At 50.3% G+C, this 16,003-nt stretch carries 15 protein-coding genes and 1 rRNA gene; 15 read left to right on the top strand and 1 reads right to left on the bottom strand.

Annotation, left to right across the window (positions count from 1 at the left end):
* From rrf to pssA, 10 genes are all read left to right on the top strand, one after another.
* Positions 1–82, top strand: a 5S ribosomal RNA gene (gene rrf, locus L6H70_RS27730); the annotation flags it as partial.
* Positions 83–84: 2 nt separating this feature from the next.
* Positions 85–315: a hypothetical protein gene (locus tag L6H70_RS27725; RefSeq protein ID WP_236337420.1), complete on the top strand. Its 231-nt coding sequence runs from the start codon at positions 85–87 to the stop codon at positions 313–315.
* A gap of 184 nt (positions 316–499) precedes the next feature.
* On the top strand, positions 500–1,672 hold the full coding sequence (locus L6H70_RS27720) for a GNAT family N-acetyltransferase (protein WP_236337419.1): 1,173 nt from the start codon (positions 500–502) through the stop codon (positions 1,670–1,672).
* 404 nt (positions 1,673–2,076) lie between these two features.
* Positions 2,077–2,538, top strand: coding sequence for a CtsR family transcriptional regulator (locus L6H70_RS27715; RefSeq protein WP_054943944.1), 462 nt, complete (start codon positions 2,077–2,079; stop codon positions 2,536–2,538).
* Positions 2,539–2,566: 28 nt separating this feature from the next.
* Positions 2,567–3,091: a protein-arginine kinase activator protein McsA gene (gene mcsA, locus L6H70_RS27710; protein ID WP_206102180.1), complete on the top strand. Its 525-nt coding sequence runs from the start codon at positions 2,567–2,569 to the stop codon at positions 3,089–3,091.
* Between the two features lie 28 nt (positions 3,092–3,119).
* Positions 3,120–4,184 (top strand): protein-arginine kinase McsB, encoded by a 1,065-nt coding sequence (gene mcsB, locus L6H70_RS27705; RefSeq protein WP_054943946.1) that lies wholly within the window; start codon positions 3,120–3,122, stop codon positions 4,182–4,184.
* A gap of 36 nt (positions 4,185–4,220) precedes the next feature.
* Positions 4,221–6,692 (top strand): ATP-dependent protease ATP-binding subunit ClpC, encoded by a 2,472-nt coding sequence (gene clpC / locus L6H70_RS27700; protein ID WP_236337418.1) that lies wholly within the window; start codon positions 4,221–4,223, stop codon positions 6,690–6,692.
* A 227-nt stretch (positions 6,693–6,919) separates the two neighbouring features.
* Entirely contained in the window at positions 6,920–8,287 is a 1,368-nt protein-coding gene (radA, locus tag L6H70_RS27695; protein ID WP_054943948.1) for a DNA repair protein RadA, read from the top strand.
* Positions 8,288–8,300: 13 nt separating this feature from the next.
* Complete coding sequence (gene disA / locus L6H70_RS27690; protein ID WP_236337416.1) at positions 8,301–9,377, top strand: DNA integrity scanning diadenylate cyclase DisA; 1,077 nt, start codon at positions 8,301–8,303, stop codon at positions 9,375–9,377.
* A gap of 65 nt (positions 9,378–9,442) precedes the next feature.
* Positions 9,443–10,180 (top strand): CDP-diacylglycerol--serine O-phosphatidyltransferase, encoded by a 738-nt coding sequence (gene pssA / locus L6H70_RS27685; RefSeq protein ID WP_236337415.1) that lies wholly within the window; start codon positions 9,443–9,445, stop codon positions 10,178–10,180.
* Positions 10,181–10,275: 95 nt separating this feature from the next.
* On the opposite strand, the gene L6H70_RS27680 is transcribed toward pssA, so the two are convergent.
* Entirely contained in the window at positions 10,276–10,671 is a 396-nt protein-coding gene (locus tag L6H70_RS27680; RefSeq protein ID WP_054943951.1) for a nucleoside triphosphate pyrophosphohydrolase family protein, read from the bottom strand.
* A 212-nt stretch (positions 10,672–10,883) separates the two neighbouring features.
* Here L6H70_RS27680 and L6H70_RS27675 point away from each other — a divergent pair, with 212 nt between their 5' ends.
* The 5 genes from L6H70_RS27675 (at position 10,884) to cysE (ending at position 15,956) form a co-directional block, all read left to right on the top strand.
* Positions 10,884–11,972 (top strand): PIN/TRAM domain-containing protein, encoded by a 1,089-nt coding sequence (locus L6H70_RS27675; protein WP_206102176.1) that lies wholly within the window; start codon positions 10,884–10,886, stop codon positions 11,970–11,972.
* Positions 11,973–12,068: 96 nt separating this feature from the next.
* Entirely contained in the window at positions 12,069–12,761 is a 693-nt protein-coding gene (gene ispD, locus L6H70_RS27670) for a 2-C-methyl-D-erythritol 4-phosphate cytidylyltransferase (RefSeq protein WP_236337414.1), read from the top strand.
* A gap of 3 nt (positions 12,762–12,764) precedes the next feature.
* Entirely contained in the window at positions 12,765–13,253 is a 489-nt protein-coding gene (ispF, locus tag L6H70_RS27665; RefSeq protein ID WP_206102174.1) for a 2-C-methyl-D-erythritol 2,4-cyclodiphosphate synthase, read from the top strand.
* 50 nt (positions 13,254–13,303) lie between these two features.
* Positions 13,304–14,767 (top strand): glutamate--tRNA ligase, encoded by a 1,464-nt coding sequence (gene gltX, locus L6H70_RS27660; RefSeq protein WP_236337413.1) that lies wholly within the window; start codon positions 13,304–13,306, stop codon positions 14,765–14,767.
* A 496-nt stretch (positions 14,768–15,263) separates the two neighbouring features.
* On the top strand, positions 15,264–15,956 hold the full coding sequence (cysE, locus tag L6H70_RS27655) for a serine O-acetyltransferase (protein WP_054943998.1): 693 nt from the start codon (positions 15,264–15,266) through the stop codon (positions 15,954–15,956).
* The last annotated feature ends 47 nt before the right edge of the window (positions 15,957–16,003 follow it).

Here is a 16,003-nt window from a genome sequence, read left to right as displayed (position 1 = left end):
CATCCCGAACACGACCGTTAAGCCTTCCAGCGCCGATGGTACTTGGACCGAAGGGTCCTGGGAGAGTAGGACGCCGCCAAGCACATGAAGCCATTGTTGATTCATCGACAATGGCTTTTTTGCTTTGTGCAGGGCTGTGGAAAACTTGTGGATAATTTTCAGGAGTTCCTGAAAAATTACGCACATGTGGATACATTTTTTTGCAGCAAGCAATTCTTTATTTATGTGGATGATGGACATATTATTGTGGATTCGTCAAGCAAAACTCCAAGTAATACACCGATTTTGTGGATAATAAGTGGATTTTGTGGATAGCGTTTGCAAAACAGTGGATAAGTATTTGGGGCCGGGAAGAATTCTTTCCGGCTTTTCGTGTTGCTGTGTTTAAGTTGTGGATAACTCATTTGAATTCTTTTATTTCTCCTCCAGATTCGCATACTAATTCTTGACTTGATATACTCACATTAAGTACCAAATTCATGTTGATGAGGTGAGCCGAGTGGAAATAAGACAGCTGCATGTAGATGAATTCGAGCCAAGTCTTACCCTGTCCGAGTATGCATTTAAGTACAAGGTATCTGGTGAAGACCGGGTAAAGCAAGAACAGAAGTTTAAACCGGAGAGAGTGTGGGGGATTTTTGAGGATGGAACATTAAACGCACAGCTGACTTTGCTTCCTCTACAGGCCTACATACAGGGTAAAACAGTCTCCATGGGTGGCATTGCCGGTGTAGCGACTTGGCCGGAGAATCGCAGACAAGGCTATGTTGCTAAGCTTTTGAAGCATACTCTGCAAGTAATGAATGAGAACGGCCAGACGTTATCGATGCTGCATCCGTTTCTGATTCCCTTTTACCGCAAGTTCGGTTGGGAGGTATACTGCGAGTATAAGAAATACACGATTCCCGTAGCTAAATTCCCTTTAAAAACGGACATAGAGGGCGTCGTCCGGCGGGATAGCGCCAATCTGGAAGTATTGGACCAGTTGTATAATCAGTTCGCTGCCCAATACAATGGAACATTGATGCGAACCAAGGAATGGTGGCAGGATAATGTGCTGGACAAGGATACACATCACAGTGTGTTTTTTTCAGAGCAGGGTGAAGCGGAAGGGTATCTGCTGTATAAACTGGAGAATAATCAACTGGTTATCGATGAGTTTGTCTTTTTGAATGAGAAGGCGCGCCGGGGACTATGGACTTTTCTGGCTAACCACGATTCAATGGTCACCGGTGCTGAACTGAAGCTGGTACCATCCGATGATATCCTGCCGTATTTGCTGCCGGATCCGCGAATCCCGCAGGAGAATTATCCCTATTTCATGGCACGGATCGTAAATGCTCAGGCTTTTATAGAATCATTCACTTTCAATAATTTAACAGAAAACGGGAAGTATACCGTATACATTCAAGATGAGCAGGCCCCATGGAACGAGGGGGTATGGGAGTGGACAGTGAACAATCAGGGTTCAGGTTCGCTTACACGCTCAGACTCAACAGACATGCAAGCTGACCTGAGCTGCAGTATTGGCACGCTGACGGTGCTGTTAATGGGATATAAGCGTCCCCAAGAGCTGGCCCGGTACGGAAAGATATCCGGAAGTGCGGAAGCCGTGAAGTGGCTGGAGGAGATAACGCCGCAGGCGAAGACAGCTTTGTTTGACTTTTTCTGATTGCTGCCAAGCTCTACCTTATGATCGAAGCGGGTAGAGCTTTATTTTACATATAAAAATACTGGATGTACCAGGGGATGTCCGAATACAATGGTGGGAATAAGTAAAAAATAAGAGTAACCACTTGGAATTCAGTGAGAATGTGTTATAATATGAAAAAAGTCAAAGAAAGTCAAAGTCAACGAATCCGCGGAAGCCTTCTTTTAGCTTTATTAATTGAAGTTACCGGAGTCGATGGTTGAGCTGCTTAATTGTCGGGTGCATGATTGAACGCAGTTTGTATTCTTTTGCGGCTTGTCAGTATGGATTCGTGCTTTCGCTCTTGGGTTAAGTTCATTAGAGATCACTCCGGACGGATTCACAGCAGGACGTACAATACAGCATTAAACACTGGAGGATGAGTGATGCGTAATATCTCTGATATTATCGAACAATATCTGAAGAATATTTTGCATGAAAGTCCCGAAGGTACGGTGGAAATCCAGCGCAATGATCTGGCGGACCAGTTCTCATGCGTGCCGTCACAGATCAATTATGTTATCAGTACACGCTTTACTTTGGAAAAGGGCTATGTGGTGGAGAGTAAGCGCGGCGGCGGAGGTTATATCCGGATTCAGCGTTTTGAGCTGCCCCAGAATGTGGCGCTGTACGCTCATCTCAAATCTACAATAGGAAATGATATTGATCAGAATTCCGCCGAAGGGCTGATTTATCAGCTTGAGGAAGCCCGGTTTCTAAGCAAGCGTGAAGCGTGCCTCATGCGCGCCGCTGTTTCCCGGGAATGCCTGACGGTTCATCTGCCGTACCGGGATGAGATTCGTGCCAAGATTATGAAGGCCATGCTAATCTCTTTGTTGGGCAAATAATTGTCATCATAAGGGAGGGACTCCGCTTATGCTTTGCCAGGAATGCGGCGTCAAACCGGCAACCCTACATTTCACGAAAATTGTGAGTGGAGAGAAGACGGAATTTCATATTTGTGAAAGCTGTGCACGTGAGAAAGGGGAACTGATTCCCGGAACAGCGGGAGGTTTCTCGATTCACAGCCTGCTGTCCGGCCTGCTTGATCTTGAAGGGGCCGGCAAGGAGAAGTCAGCAGCAACCAAGAATGTCCAGGGCCTGCATTGCGAGAATTGTGGCATGACGTATTCCCAGTTCAGCAAGCTTGGACGTTTCGGCTGCAGCTCCTGTTATAAATATTTTGACAGCACGCTGGATCCGCTCTTTAGGAGGGTTCATGGCAGTACCGCGCATGTAGGGAAGCTGCCGAAGCGGGCCGGTGCACAGATTATGTGTAAACGGCAAATCGATGAGCTGAAGCACGAGCTGCAGGAAAGCATCATGCATGAAGAGTTCGAAACCGCAGCCGAGCTGAGGGATAGAATACGCAAACTTGAAAAAGAAATGGCACAAGAGTAAAGTCTTTCATATATAGGGGGGATACGACATGTCAAGTCTCCGGTTTACCGAACAAGCACTTAGTGACTGGATGCGCTGCGGCGGCAGCCATTCTGAGATTGTAATCAGCAGCCGTATGCGTATCGCCCGCAATCTGGAGCATCTGCCGTTTCCGCTGCTGGCTTCAGCCGAACAGGCGGAGGAAGCATTGGAACAGCTCGCTCCTGTATTTCAGGGGGAGGCTACAGAAAGTTTTGGCACCTTTGAACTGCTAAGGCTGGATGAGCTTACTGAGCTGGACAAAAAGGTACTGGTGGAGAAGCATCTGATCAGTCCCAACCTGGCCAATGATTCCCGGGGCGGAGCAGTTATCCTGAACGAGGATGAATCGGTCAGCATTATGATCAATGAAGAAGATCATCTCCGCATCCAGTGTTTATTCCCGGGCCTGCAGGTGAAAGAGGCTTGGAATAGGGCAACGGCGATTGATGATATTTTTGAAGCTTCCGTCAATTACGCTTTTGATGATAGAAGAGGGTATTTAACCAGTTGCCCCACCAATGTAGGCACCGGCCTCCGGGCTTCTGTCATGCTGCATTTACCGGCCCTCGTGATGACCCATCAGATTAACCGGATTTTATCCGCAGTGAACCAGGTGGGGCTGACCGTAAGAGGAATTTATGGTGAGGGCAGCGAAGCAGTAGGGAACATCTTTCAGATTTCCAATCAGATTACACTGGGTCAGACGGAAAATGAAATCATTGAGAATCTTCACAGTGTGGTTACCCAGATTATTGAGCATGAACGAAACGCCCGGGAACGCCTGCTGACAGATTCGGCACTGCGGATTACCGACCGGATCAAACGCTCGTATGGGATCATGGCTTATGCCGCTGTGATGGAGCTTAAGGAGTCGGCGCAGCGCCTCTCAGATTTACGTCTTGGAGTGGATCTAGGCATTCTGGAAGGGCCTTCGATTTCAGTGCTGAATGAGCTGAACGTCAAGACACAGCCAGGTTTTCTGCAAAAGTTGTTCGGAGACGAGCTTTCGGCCACCGAACGCGATATGTACCGGGCGAAGCTGCTCCGGGAGACATTGGGATCACAACATTAATTATAGATATTTATTATCCGTGGAGGTGCATGAGATATGATGTTTGGAAGATTTACGGAACGCGCACAAAAAGTGCTGGCGCTGGCGCAGGAAGAAGCTGTCCGTTTGGGACATAACAACATCGGTACAGAACATATTTTGCTCGGACTGATTCGTGAGGGAGACGGCATTGCTGCCAAAGCACTAATCGGCTTGGGACTGGGTCTGGAGAAAATTCAGGACGAAGTGGAGACGCTGATCGGCAGAGGACAAGAGCAGCCTACCAACATCGCGTATACTCCACGTGCAAAAAAAGTAATTGAGCTTTCGATGGATGAAGCCCGTAAACTGGGCCATACTTACGTCGGAACAGAGCATATCCTGCTCGGATTGATCCGTGAAGGCGAGGGCGTAGCAGCCCGCGTGCTTAACAACCTCGGTATCAGCCTCAACAAAGCCCGCCAGCAAGTACTGCAGCTTCTGGGCAGCAGTGAGGCAACCTCAAGCCACAGCGGTACGCCTGCTAATGTCAGCACGCCAACGCTGGATGGTCTGGCCCGCGATTTGACGGCTTATGCTAAGGACGGCAACCTTGATCCGGTTATCGGCCGCAGCAAAGAAATCGAACGTGTAATCCAGGTACTGAGCCGCCGGACCAAGAACAATCCGGTGCTGATCGGTGAACCTGGGGTTGGTAAAACAGCGATAGCTGAAGGACTGGCTCAAAAAATTATTAACAATGAAATCCCGGAAACGCTGCGTGATAAACGTGTTATGACCCTCGATATGGGATCTGTCGTAGCCGGAACCAAATACCGCGGTGAGTTTGAAGACCGTCTGAAAAAAATCATGGATGAAATTCGTCAGGCCGGCAACATTGTGCTCTTCATCGATGAGCTGCACACCCTGATCGGTGCAGGTGGTGCGGAAGGTGCGATTGACGCCTCCAACATCCTGAAACCAGCTCTTGCCCGTGGCGAGCTACAGTGCATTGGTGCCACTACCCTGGATGAATACCGCAAATATATTGAAAAAGACGCAGCCCTGGAGCGCCGCTTCCAGCCGATTACGGTGGATCAGCCTTCTCCGGAGGAAGCAGTACAGATCCTTTACGGATTGCGTGACCGTTATGAAGCCCATCACCGGGTAAAGATTACGGATGAAGCGATCGTGGAAGCTGTGAAGCTGTCCGACCGTTACATTCCAGACCGGTTCCTGCCGGACAAAGCGATTGACCTGATTGATGAGGCAGGCTCTAAGGTAAGGCTCAACTCTTACACGATTCCGCCGAATCTGAAGGAACTGGAAATGCGCCTTGATGATATCCGCAAGGAGAAAGATTCTGCTGTACAGAGCCAGGAGTTTGAGAAGGCAGCTGCACTACGGGATACCGAGCAGAAAATCCGTGAGGAGCTCGATACAACCAAGAACCAATGGAAAGAAAAGCAGGGTCGCACCGATTCCCAGGTTACGCCGGAGGATATCGCTCAGGTGGTTGCCAGCTGGACCGGTATTCCGGTCAGCAAGCTGAAGGAAGAGGAGACAGACCGGCTGCTCAACATGGAGGCTCTGCTGCACGAACGCGTAATCGGCCAGGATGAGGCTGTGAAGGCTGTCAGCCGGGCGCTGCGCCGGGCACGTGCAGGTCTTAAGGATCCTAAGCGTCCGATGGGCTCCTTTATCTTCCTTGGACCAACTGGTGTAGGTAAAACCGAGCTTGCCCGTGCACTTGCTGAGGCGATGTTCGGCGATGAGAACGCGGTAATCCGCATCGATATGTCGGAGTACATGGAGAAGCACTCCACGTCCCGTCTCGTAGGGGCGCCTCCGGGATATGTAGGATATGAAGAAGGCGGACAGCTGACTGAGAAGGTACGCCGTAAGCCTTATTCCGTAGTATTGCTGGATGAAATCGAGAAGGCTCACCCTGAAGTATTCAACATTCTGCTGCAGGTGCTGGAAGACGGCCGTCTGACCGATTCCAAAGGACGCGTAGTCGATTTCCGCAACACATTGATTATCCTGACTTCGAACGTAGGGGCACAGGCGATCAAGAAGAATTCGACACTCGGCTTTACCGCTGTACAGGATGCCGGAGCAGATTACAGCAACATGAAGGGCAAGGTTATGGAAGAGCTGAAGAAGAGCTTCCGTCCTGAGTTCCTGAACCGGATTGACGAGATCATCGTCTTCCATTCCCTGGAGGAAAAACATATTGCCGAAATCGTAACACTCATGTCCGACGAGCTGCGCAAGCGGCTGCGTGAGTACGACGTGGACTTTGAGCTTACTGAGGGCGGTAAAGCCTTCCTGGCCAAAGAGGGCTATGACCCGGCATTTGGTGCACGTCCGCTCCGCCGTGCGATTCAGAAGCATATTGAAGACCGTCTCTCCGAAGAACTGCTGAAGGGCAACATCAAGAAAGGCGATTCCCTCAAAATTGACGAGGTGAATGGTGAACTTGTAGTTACGACAGTAGATGTTCCGGCTGCACCTTCGCTGGAAAAAGAAGTAGAGACTGAACAATAATATCAAGTGAAACAAAGCTTCCGCTCCTCCGTACTTAAGGAGCGGGGCTTTTTTTATTTGGAAGCTGCATTTGTGATGGTTAATTCGGCACTGAATCAGGCAGGTTATAGATATCACGCCAAAAACTAGATCTTAAGTGACCTTTCGTTCAAGGTGCAGAAATGGTAAACTTTGAATAAGAGAAAATTATCCGCAATTTTAGCAAGTACGGACTGTAAGGAGACCACATGGCTAAACCAAAAACTAAATTTTTCTGTACCGACTGCGGCTACGAATCGCCAAAATGGTTCGGCAAATGTCCGGGCTGCCAGGCATGGAACACCATGGTGGAAGAAACGGAAAGCGTGGTCAAAACTCAAGGAATGAATGCACCTATTTTTCAGAGTAAAGAAAAGGCGCAGTCGATCATAAATATAGAGAGTGACAAAGAGCCCCGTATCTTGACAGGCATTGGAGAGCTTAACCGTGTGCTCGGCGGAGGCATCGTACCAGGATCTCTGGTGCTGGTCGGAGGCGATCCCGGAATCGGCAAATCAACTCTCCTGCTGCAGACCTCGCATGCATTGACGACTCAAGGTTTGCGTGTGCTGTATATCTCGGGAGAAGAATCGGTGCGCCAGACCAAGCTCCGTGCCGACCGCCTCGGGGCGTTGTCTGCAGAACTGTATGTCCTGTGTGAGACGAACATGGAGAGCATTGAAGAGGCAATTGAGCATATTCAGCCTCAGTTCCTCGTGATTGACTCCATTCAGACGGTATTTATGCCGGAAGTTACGAGCGCACCGGGGAGTGTGACACAGGTTCGGGAATGTACGACAAGATTTATGCGCATCGCCAAGATTCGCGGTATTGCTACAGTGCTTGTAGGCCATGTTACTAAAGAGGGAGCCATTGCCGGGCCGCGGATGCTGGAACATATGGTGGACTGTGTGCTGTATTTCGAAGGGGAACGTCATCATACTTACCGGCTGCTGCGTGCGGTGAAGAACCGCTTTGGTTCTACCAATGAGATCGGGATCTTCGAGATGGGCGAAATCGGTCTTACGGAAGTGGAGAATCCTTCTGAGCTATTCCTGTCAGAGCGCCCGCTGGGTGTAGCCGGCTCTGCTGTTGTAGCAAGCATGGAGGGAACAAGACCGGTGCTTGTCGAGCTTCAGGCGCTCGTTGCAGCCACGCATTTCCCTTCACCGCGGCGGATGTGCACAGGGATGGATCATCAGCGCATGGCGCTTATTATTGCTGTACTTGAGAAACGGATGGGCATGTTCCTGCAGAATCAGGATGCTTACCTCAATGTTGCCGGCGGTGTGAAGCTGGATGAACCGGCCATCGACCTGGCGGTTGCGGTCAGCATCGCCTCAAGCTTTCGTGATATATCCACAAAACCCTATGATGTCTTCTTTGGCGAGGTTGGACTTACCGGTGAGGTCAGGGGCGTCTCACGCGCAGAAACGCGGGTCAAGGAGGCGGCAAAGCTTGGCTTCAGGAGGGTAATTATGCCCGAGAAGAGCATGAAAGGCTGGAAGCATCCGCAGGATATCCAGATTATTGGCGTCAGCACCGTAGCAGATGCATTAAAGGTCGCGTTAGATTAGGGGGCATAGGAACATGAAAGAATATAATCAATTAGATAATATGAACGATCTGCTGAGGATGGCGGCGCCGGGCACACCGTTTCGGGAAGGTCTGGAGAATGTGCTCCGTGCGAAGACAGGTGCACTGATCGTAGTAGGTTATAGTCCTGAGGTGATGGAAGTTGTCGACGGCGGCTTTTCCATTAACTGCGATTTTTCGCCCAATTATTTGTATGAGCTGGCGAAGATGGACGGGGCCATTATTTTGAGCGAGGATCTCAAGCGGATTCTGTATGCGAATACCCAACTGATCCCTGACTCATCGATCTCATCGATTGAGACAGGAATCCGCCACCGGACAGCAGAACGGGTTGCCAAGCAAACTGGAAAATTGGTCGTTTCGATTTCCCAGCGGCGGAACATCATTACCTTATACCAAGGCTCTATCCGCTATGCGCTCAAAGAGATCGGGGCCATTCTAGCCAAGGCTAACCAGGCGATTCAAACCCTGGAGAAGTACAAAGCGGTGCTCACCCAAGGACTGACCAACCTCTCAGCATCCGAATACGAGGGAATTGTTACCGTAGCAGAGGTCGTAGGCGTCATTCAGCGTGTTGAGATGGTGCTGCGGATTAAGATGGAAATCAAACGGTACATTAATGAGCTAGGCAATGAGGGCCGCTTGATAAGCATGCAAATGGAAGAACTGGTCGGAAATACAGAGGAAGAAGCTTGGCTTCTCTACAGAGACTATGCAAGAGAGGAGCAGGAGGACAAAATCCGCGAGATCATTGCCGGACTCAAACGGACCAGTGACGATGAGCTGATGGATGATAATCATATCGCACGTCTTTTGGGATATTCTTCGACAGCAATCGCCTCAGAAGAAGTAGTTACTCCGCGCGGCTACCGCCTGCTGAACAAGATTCCGCGGCTGCCGAATGTGATCATCCATAATCTGGTTGAACGGTTCGAAATGCTGCCTAATCTGATGACCGCCAGCATAGCGGAACTGGATGAAGTGGATGGAATCGGTGAGGTTCGGGCACGCAATATTCAGGACGGACTTAAACGGCTGCAGAAACAAGTTCTTATTGACAGACAAATGTAAATATCATACAATCACGTAATATTGATGGCCTTAAGTTTCAAAAGTAAGCAAACAGAGGTGAAGAAATGATACAAAGATCAATTCCGAGTCTTTTTACCATTGGTAACCTGATGCTTGGAATGTTTGGTATCATGATGGCGTTTGACGGCAAGCTTAGCATGGCCGCTATCATGGTGATTATTGCTATGCTTTTAGACGGGCTGGATGGCCGGGTTGCGCGTGCGCTTAAATGTGAAAGTGAATTTGGTAAGGAACTGGATTCATTATCCGATGTGGTATCCTTTGGGGTAGCACCGGCATTAATTATGTATATGACTAGTTTGCAGGATCTCAATTCTGCGCTTGGCTGGACGGTTACGGCTATTTTCCCGGTATTCGGGGCGTTACGTCTGGCACGTTTTAATGTCCGTCCGGGAATTCCCGGATATTTTGTCGGATTGCCGATTCCTGCAGCAGGTGGCGTTCTGGCCACGCTGGCGCTTTTTCATAAAGATGTTTCCGCTCCGTTTATGGTTATTGCAACACTGCTCTTATCTTATCTGATGGTCAGTACGATGAAATATCCTAATTTTAAAAAAATCGGTCTGCCTAAAAAAGCTGTAATCGGTGCACCGGTAGTTATTGTTGTCGCGGTTGCAGTAGCGGTTGTTTTTCCGGAACAGATCGCCAAGATGATCTTTGTGCTGCTTGGGCTATATGCTCTGTACGGCTTTAAGCAGAATATTGACCGGTTGAATGCACGCCGCCGTCACCGCCGCAGAAGACGTTCGGAAGACAAGGTTTATCATTCTAAGAACGGCTAGACTTAGCTGTTACCACCAAAAAGGCTTTGCCCTCACTGAGACCAGTGAACGGCAAAGCCTTTTGCTTTGAACGGATGAAAGAATAGACGTTAGCATCAGGACAGATTAAATAATCCGAGTGTAGCGCATTTCTGCGACTCCTTAGCCACAACCTCGTCCATATTAATGTCAAGCAGATTGCATAGTGCAGACATATAGAACAGTTCGCGTCCCAATTCAGAAGCAATGACCTCGCGGCAGTTCTCGCACAGCTCACCTTCCAGATGAGTGCCTGCCAGCTCCTTAGCTTCTTCAAGACCAAGAGCCGGCTCGAATACCTGCTTGGTGGCGTGCAGCTGGATGCATCCGCATTCCGTGATGGCCTTAACGACAGCCCGGTTGACAGAAGCGCTGCTCTGGCCGTTTTTGGACATGACATCCAGAAGACTACGGTGACGGAGCAGCAGTTCGGAGACTTGATCCTGAAAAGCCTGTAAACTTGGTGCACTCATTTTCCATTCACCCCTGCGTTCTTAATTGAGTTCATTATATGTCAGTGCCCCCCTGTTTTCAACGGGAATAGGAGTTCTTGGTAACCCTTACATTACCGGTAACTATCGTTATCAGAAAAAATAACGCACTCTGCGATTACCGTCCTAAAAATTGGAACATACTGGTGAGGTATAGATCATTTTAGGATGAATAAAAGGAGGTGCGTAAGGTTATGTGGAAAAAGGTGGTTTTGACGCTTGCCGGGTTACTCGGTGCCTGGTCCGGCTTTTCGCTATACCATACGGCAGAAAGAGGATTCCCTGAAGGGATGGGAAAACTGGGAGAAAGCCTGCCTGTGGAAGGAAGCATTTTGTTTACGGTGCTGGGTGCCATTATTTTTTTGTTTGCGGGGACTTTATGCGCGGATTGGGGAGGTTCAAAGCTGCGGGAGGCGGTCTTGTACTGTTCGCGTATACCGATGAATGAAATGGCCGCAGGAGCCGCTGGTCTGACAGGAGGACTGCTGCTGTCCCTGCTGCTTCATCCCGCTATGGATTGGCTCGGCAAAGCCGGAGACCTGCTGCAGGTGGCGGTTACACTGGCACTGGGTTATATGGGGCTGCGGATCGGGCTGGAGAAGAAAGATGAGCTGGCTTCACTCTGGGCCACAGGGCGCTGGGGGCAACCGGACGAGCCGGAGGGCCGCGGGCTGGAGGAGCATAAGATTCTGGATACCAGCGTCATCATAGACGGGCGGATCGCCGACATCTGCAAAACAGGGTTTATTGAAGGGACGATTGTTATTCCGGAATTCGTGCTTGAAGAGCTTCAGCATATTGCCGATTCTTCCGATCTGCTGAAGCGTAACCGGGGACGGCGCGGGCTGGACATCCTTAACAAGATTCAGAAAGAGCTGGATGTGAAGGTACTTATCTACGAAGGTGATTTCGAGGAGATTTCCGAGGTGGACAGCAAGCTGGTCAAGCTGGCTAAGGTGCTCCGCGGCAAAGTCGTCACCAATGACTTCAACCTTAACAAGGTATGTGAGCTTCAGGGCGTCTCCGTACTCAATATCAATGATTTGGCTAATGCGGTTAAGCCGGTCGTGCTGCCTGGGGAAGAAATTATCGTGCAGGTGATCAAAGACGGCAAGGAGCATGGCCAAGGGGTGGCATATCTTGATGACGGAACAATGATTGTCGTTGAGGGCGGACGCGAGTACATCGGGACAACGATGGAAGTGCTTGTGACGAGTGTGCTGCAGACTTCAGCAGGCAGAATGATTTTTGCTAAACCGAAACTTCTGGAAAAAGCGCAATAAGACCCTAGAGCCGGTCTCCTAAATGTCTTATGGGTTGGAAATGCCCGCCAAACACGTTATGATGGGGGTATACGTGAAAGACAGGAGCCTAGAAGAATGTCAAACAGTGTAGGCGCCGTAATTGTAGCGGCAGGCAGAGGGACAAGAATGGGGACCGCAGAGAGCAAGCAGTATTTGCTGCTGCGGGACAAGCCGATCATCGTGCATACGCTGGAGGTGTTCCAGCGGCATGAGCTCATCTCCGAGGTTGTACTGGTTACCGGTGAAGAGGATATCAACCGCTGCCGGGAATGGGTTGGGGCCTACAAGCTGGATAAAGTGAAAGCCGTAGTTCCCGGAGGCTCTGAACGTCAGCATTCCGTGTATAAGGGACTGAAATCGCTGGGAACCGAATGGGTTATGGTGCATGATGGTGTCCGCCCGTTTGTACAGGCCAGTGAAATCAATGCCTGTTATGAGAAGGCCAGAGAGACCGGAGCCTCCGTACTCGCTGTGCCGGTGAAGGATACGATCAAGCAGGTGGACGGTACGGGTAAAGTACTTTCCACGCCGGATCGGCGAAGTCTGTGGGCGATTCAGACCCCGCAGACTTTTCGTCTGTCTGAGTTGCTGGCAGCCTATGACGCGGCGGAGCGGGACGGGTTTCTGGGGACGGATGACTCCAGCCTGGCGGAGCGCAGCGGCATTCAGGTCTCTGTCGTGGAAGGAAGCTACCGCAATATTAAGCTTACGACACCGGAGGATCTCGATTTTGCGGAGTTTACAGAAAGAAACAGGGGAGAGGATTAACACATGATAGCTGTAGGACAGGGTTTTGATGTACACCAGTTGGTGGAGGGCAGACCGTGCATTATTGGCGGCGTGACGATTCCTTACGAAAAGGGTCTGCTGGGCCACTCTGATGCTGATGTGCTGCTGCATGCAGTCAGTGACGCGATACTGGGAGCCTTGGGGCTTGGGGATATCGGCAGGCATTTTCCTGATACCGATCCGGCGTTCAAGGATGCAGACAGTCTGAAGCTGCTGGAGCATGTATGGGGTCTTGCCCGGGAACGGGGCTACAAGCTTGGAAATATCGATTCCACGATTATTGCACAGAAGCCAAAGATGGCTCCTTATATCCCGGAGATGACTGAGATTATTGCCCGGGCCCTGGGCGCGGAGGTCTCGAAGGTTAATGTAAAAGCTACGACAACCGAGTGGCTCGGCTTTGCCGGACGCGGTGAAGGAATTGCAGCTCAATCTATTGTCTGCCTGCTCCAAGATGTGATATCATCTTGAGATGGCTGCATGCGGCCTAATTTTATCCATTATGAAGCGGAGGGAATACCATGGCTGATCAAGTCCGGGTGCGTTACGCACCGAGCCCTACGGGACATTTACATATCGGAAATGCCAGAACAGCACTGTTTAACTATCTGTTTGCCCGTAATCTGGGCGGGAAATTTATTATCCGGATCGAAGATACCGACGTTAAGCGTAATGTTGCCGGCGGTGAAGAAAGCCAGCTGAAGTATTTGAAATGGCTGGGGATGGACTGGGATGAGAGCATTGATGTGGGCGGAGAATACGGCCCATACCGCCAGACCGAACGTCTGGATTTGTACCGTGTATACTGGCAGGAACTGCTCGACCGCGGTCTCGCCTATCGCTGCTACTGCACTGAAGAGGAACTGGAAGCGGAACGTGAAGAACAGACTGCACGCGGTGAAACTCCCCGTTATTCCGGCAAACACCGGAATCTGACGGAAGAGCAGCGTCTTGCTTTTGAAGCAGAAGGACGCATTGCCAGCATCCGTTTCCGGGTACCGGAAGACCGGACCTATACCTTTGACGATATTGTTAAGGGCAGTATCTCTTTCAACAGCAAAGAAATGGGCGACTTTGTCATCGTGAAGAAGGACGGAATACCGACCTATAATTTCGCGGTTGCCATTGATGACCATCTGATGGAAATCTCCCATGTTCTGCGCGGGGAAGACCATATCTCTAATACGCCGCGCCAGTTGATGATTTATGAAGCGCTGGGCTGGGAAGCTCCGCTGTTTGGCCATATGACGCTGATTGTCGGTGATGACCATAAGAAGCTGAGCAAGCGTAACGAATCCATTATTCAATTCATCGAGCAGTACGACCAATTGGGCTATCTGCCGGAAGCGCTGTTCAACTATATTTCACTGCTTGGCTGGTCTCCGGAAGGTGAAGAGGAAATTTTCAGCAAGGAAGAGCTGATTTCTATCTTTACGGCTGACCGTCTTTCCAAAAGCCCCGCTGTGTTTGATAAGAACAAACTGGCACATTTAAACAATCACTATATCAAGCATGCTGATCCGCAGCGGATTGCGCGTCTGGCCATTCCTCATCTTCAGCAGGCGGGCAGACTGCCGGCTGAACTGAGCGCTGAGCAGCAGATTTGGGCGGAAAGCCTTGTTGCGCTGTACCAGGAGCAGTTAACTGCGGCTTCGGATATCGTAGCATTGTCTGAGCTGTTCTTCCGGAGCCATTTGGAGCTGGAGACAGAAGCGGCACAGGTGCTTGCAGAACCCCAGGTTCCGGAGGTGCTGTCTGCATTTTTGGCTAAGGTGGAGAGCGCAGAAGACTTCACAGCAAGCAATATGGCTGTGCTGATCAAAGAAGTACAGAAGGAAACAGGCCATAAGGGTAAAGGGCTGTTTATGCCGATTCGTGTCGCCCTGACCGGCCAGACACACGGCCGTGATCTTAACGTGACCATTGCCCTTTTGGGGCGCAACCTGGTTATCGAACGTCTGAAATCTCAAATTAAAGGGGCTTAAGACACCAAAGGCTGCTGTCTAACCCTTGTCAGTCCATTATCTTTTCGCTAAGATAGAAGAATATTATAATAGCTGTGATCAGGAAAAGTACGCGTATCTAAGGACAATTGCCAGAGAGAATAACCGCGGAGGAAATCTTTCTTCCAGGCTGGGAGTTATTCATTTGTCCGGCGCGGAACATGCACCTGTGAGCTGTGCGGCTGAGCGCACCCGTCCGGGAGCGTTAGGCCGTGCCGGGACGTTACCGTTATTAACGCCAAGAGGGATGAGCGCAATCGCAGGCCGGAATAGGATTACGGCGATGATGCATCATCCAAGCAGAGTGGAACCGCGGTTACACGCCTCTGCAGCTTTATGCTGCAGAGGCGTTTTTTGTTGGAATTATAATTTATACACGGCATATGTAACTGAAGGAATAAGAAAGTGGGCTGGACAATACCTTCCCTTGGCGCACCTGTTAACAGGAGGCAGGGAAGTGAAGAAGAGGGGAAACGTGATGTTTAAGCATATCAAGTCGGACATCCGGGCTGTATTCGACAACGATCCCGCAGCCCGCAGCAGATTCGAGGTTGTTTTCACCTATGCCGGACTTCACGCGATATGGGCTCACAGAATAGCCCACTCCCTTTACACACGCCGATGGTTTACGCTGGCGCGGATCGTCTCCCAGATCAGCAGATTCATGACCGGTGTGGAGATCCATCCCGGCGCCCGGATCGGCAACAGATTGTTTATCGACCACGGGATGGGGATTGTCATCGGCGAAACCTGTGAAATCGGCGATGATGTCATCATCTATCAGGGGGTAACCCTTGGCGGAACCGGGAAGGAAAAAGGCAAACGCCATCCGACTGTTGGCAATAATGTGGTAATAGGTTCAGGCGCCAAAGTACTGGGATCATTCCGGATCGGCGATAATTCCAATATCGGCTCCAATGCAGTCGTACTGCGTGAAGTACCGAATAACAGTACAGTGGTCGGCAATCCCGGCCGTGTGGTCAAACGCAACGGGGAACGGGTATCGGACCGGCTGGATCATACCAAAATGCCGGATCCGCTGGTGGATTCCCTGCGCTTTCTGCAGAAAGAGATTGAGGAAATCCGCGAACAGCTTGGCAATGAAGACAAGCAAAAGGCAGAGCAGCGGCGGCTGGAAAGCCAGCAATACATCGGCGACTATGAAATTTAAGCTTACCGGTACTCGAAAGAATCCGGGACAACAGAAAGGATTGGGAA

It is taken from the genome of Paenibacillus auburnensis, assembly GCF_927798115.1.
Classification (GTDB): domain Bacteria; phylum Bacillota; class Bacilli; order Paenibacillales; family Paenibacillaceae; genus Paenibacillus_AQ; species Paenibacillus_AQ auburnensis.
Note: the sequence above shows the minus strand (reverse complement) of the source record. Positions and strands in the feature narration are given on the sequence as shown.

What these genes read in the sequence shown, in the direction of transcription:
- L6H70_RS27725 (WP_236337420.1), top strand. Translation starts at nt 85, where the DNA reads ATGAAGCCATTGTTGATTCATCGACAATGGCTTTTTTGCTTTGTGCAG.
- radA (WP_054943948.1), top strand. Translation starts at nt 6,920, where the DNA reads ATGGCTAAACCAAAAACTAAATTTTTCTGTACCGACTGCGGCTACGAA.
- ispF (WP_206102174.1), top strand. Translation starts at nt 12,765, where the DNA reads ATGATAGCTGTAGGACAGGGTTTTGATGTACACCAGTTGGTGGAGGGC.
- L6H70_RS27715 (WP_054943944.1), top strand. Translation starts at nt 2,077, where the DNA reads ATGCGTAATATCTCTGATATTATCGAACAATATCTGAAGAATATTTTG.
- mcsA (WP_206102180.1), top strand. Translation starts at nt 2,567, where the DNA reads ATGCTTTGCCAGGAATGCGGCGTCAAACCGGCAACCCTACATTTCACG.
- disA (WP_236337416.1), top strand. Translation starts at nt 8,301, where the DNA reads ATGAAAGAATATAATCAATTAGATAATATGAACGATCTGCTGAGGATG.
- mcsB (WP_054943946.1), top strand. Translation starts at nt 3,120, where the DNA reads ATGTCAAGTCTCCGGTTTACCGAACAAGCACTTAGTGACTGGATGCGC.
- clpC (WP_236337418.1), top strand. Translation starts at nt 4,221, where the DNA reads ATGATGTTTGGAAGATTTACGGAACGCGCACAAAAAGTGCTGGCGCTG.
- L6H70_RS27675 (WP_206102176.1), top strand. Translation starts at nt 10,884, where the DNA reads ATGTGGAAAAAGGTGGTTTTGACGCTTGCCGGGTTACTCGGTGCCTGG.
- pssA (WP_236337415.1), top strand. Translation starts at nt 9,443, where the DNA reads ATGATACAAAGATCAATTCCGAGTCTTTTTACCATTGGTAACCTGATG.
- L6H70_RS27680 (WP_054943951.1), bottom strand. Translation starts at nt 10,671, where the DNA reads ATGAGTGCACCAAGTTTACAGGCTTTTCAGGATCAAGTCTCCGAACTG.
- cysE (WP_054943998.1), top strand. Translation starts at nt 15,264, where the DNA reads ATGTTTAAGCATATCAAGTCGGACATCCGGGCTGTATTCGACAACGAT.
- ispD (WP_236337414.1), top strand. Translation starts at nt 12,069, where the DNA reads ATGTCAAACAGTGTAGGCGCCGTAATTGTAGCGGCAGGCAGAGGGACA.
- gltX (WP_236337413.1), top strand. Translation starts at nt 13,304, where the DNA reads ATGGCTGATCAAGTCCGGGTGCGTTACGCACCGAGCCCTACGGGACAT.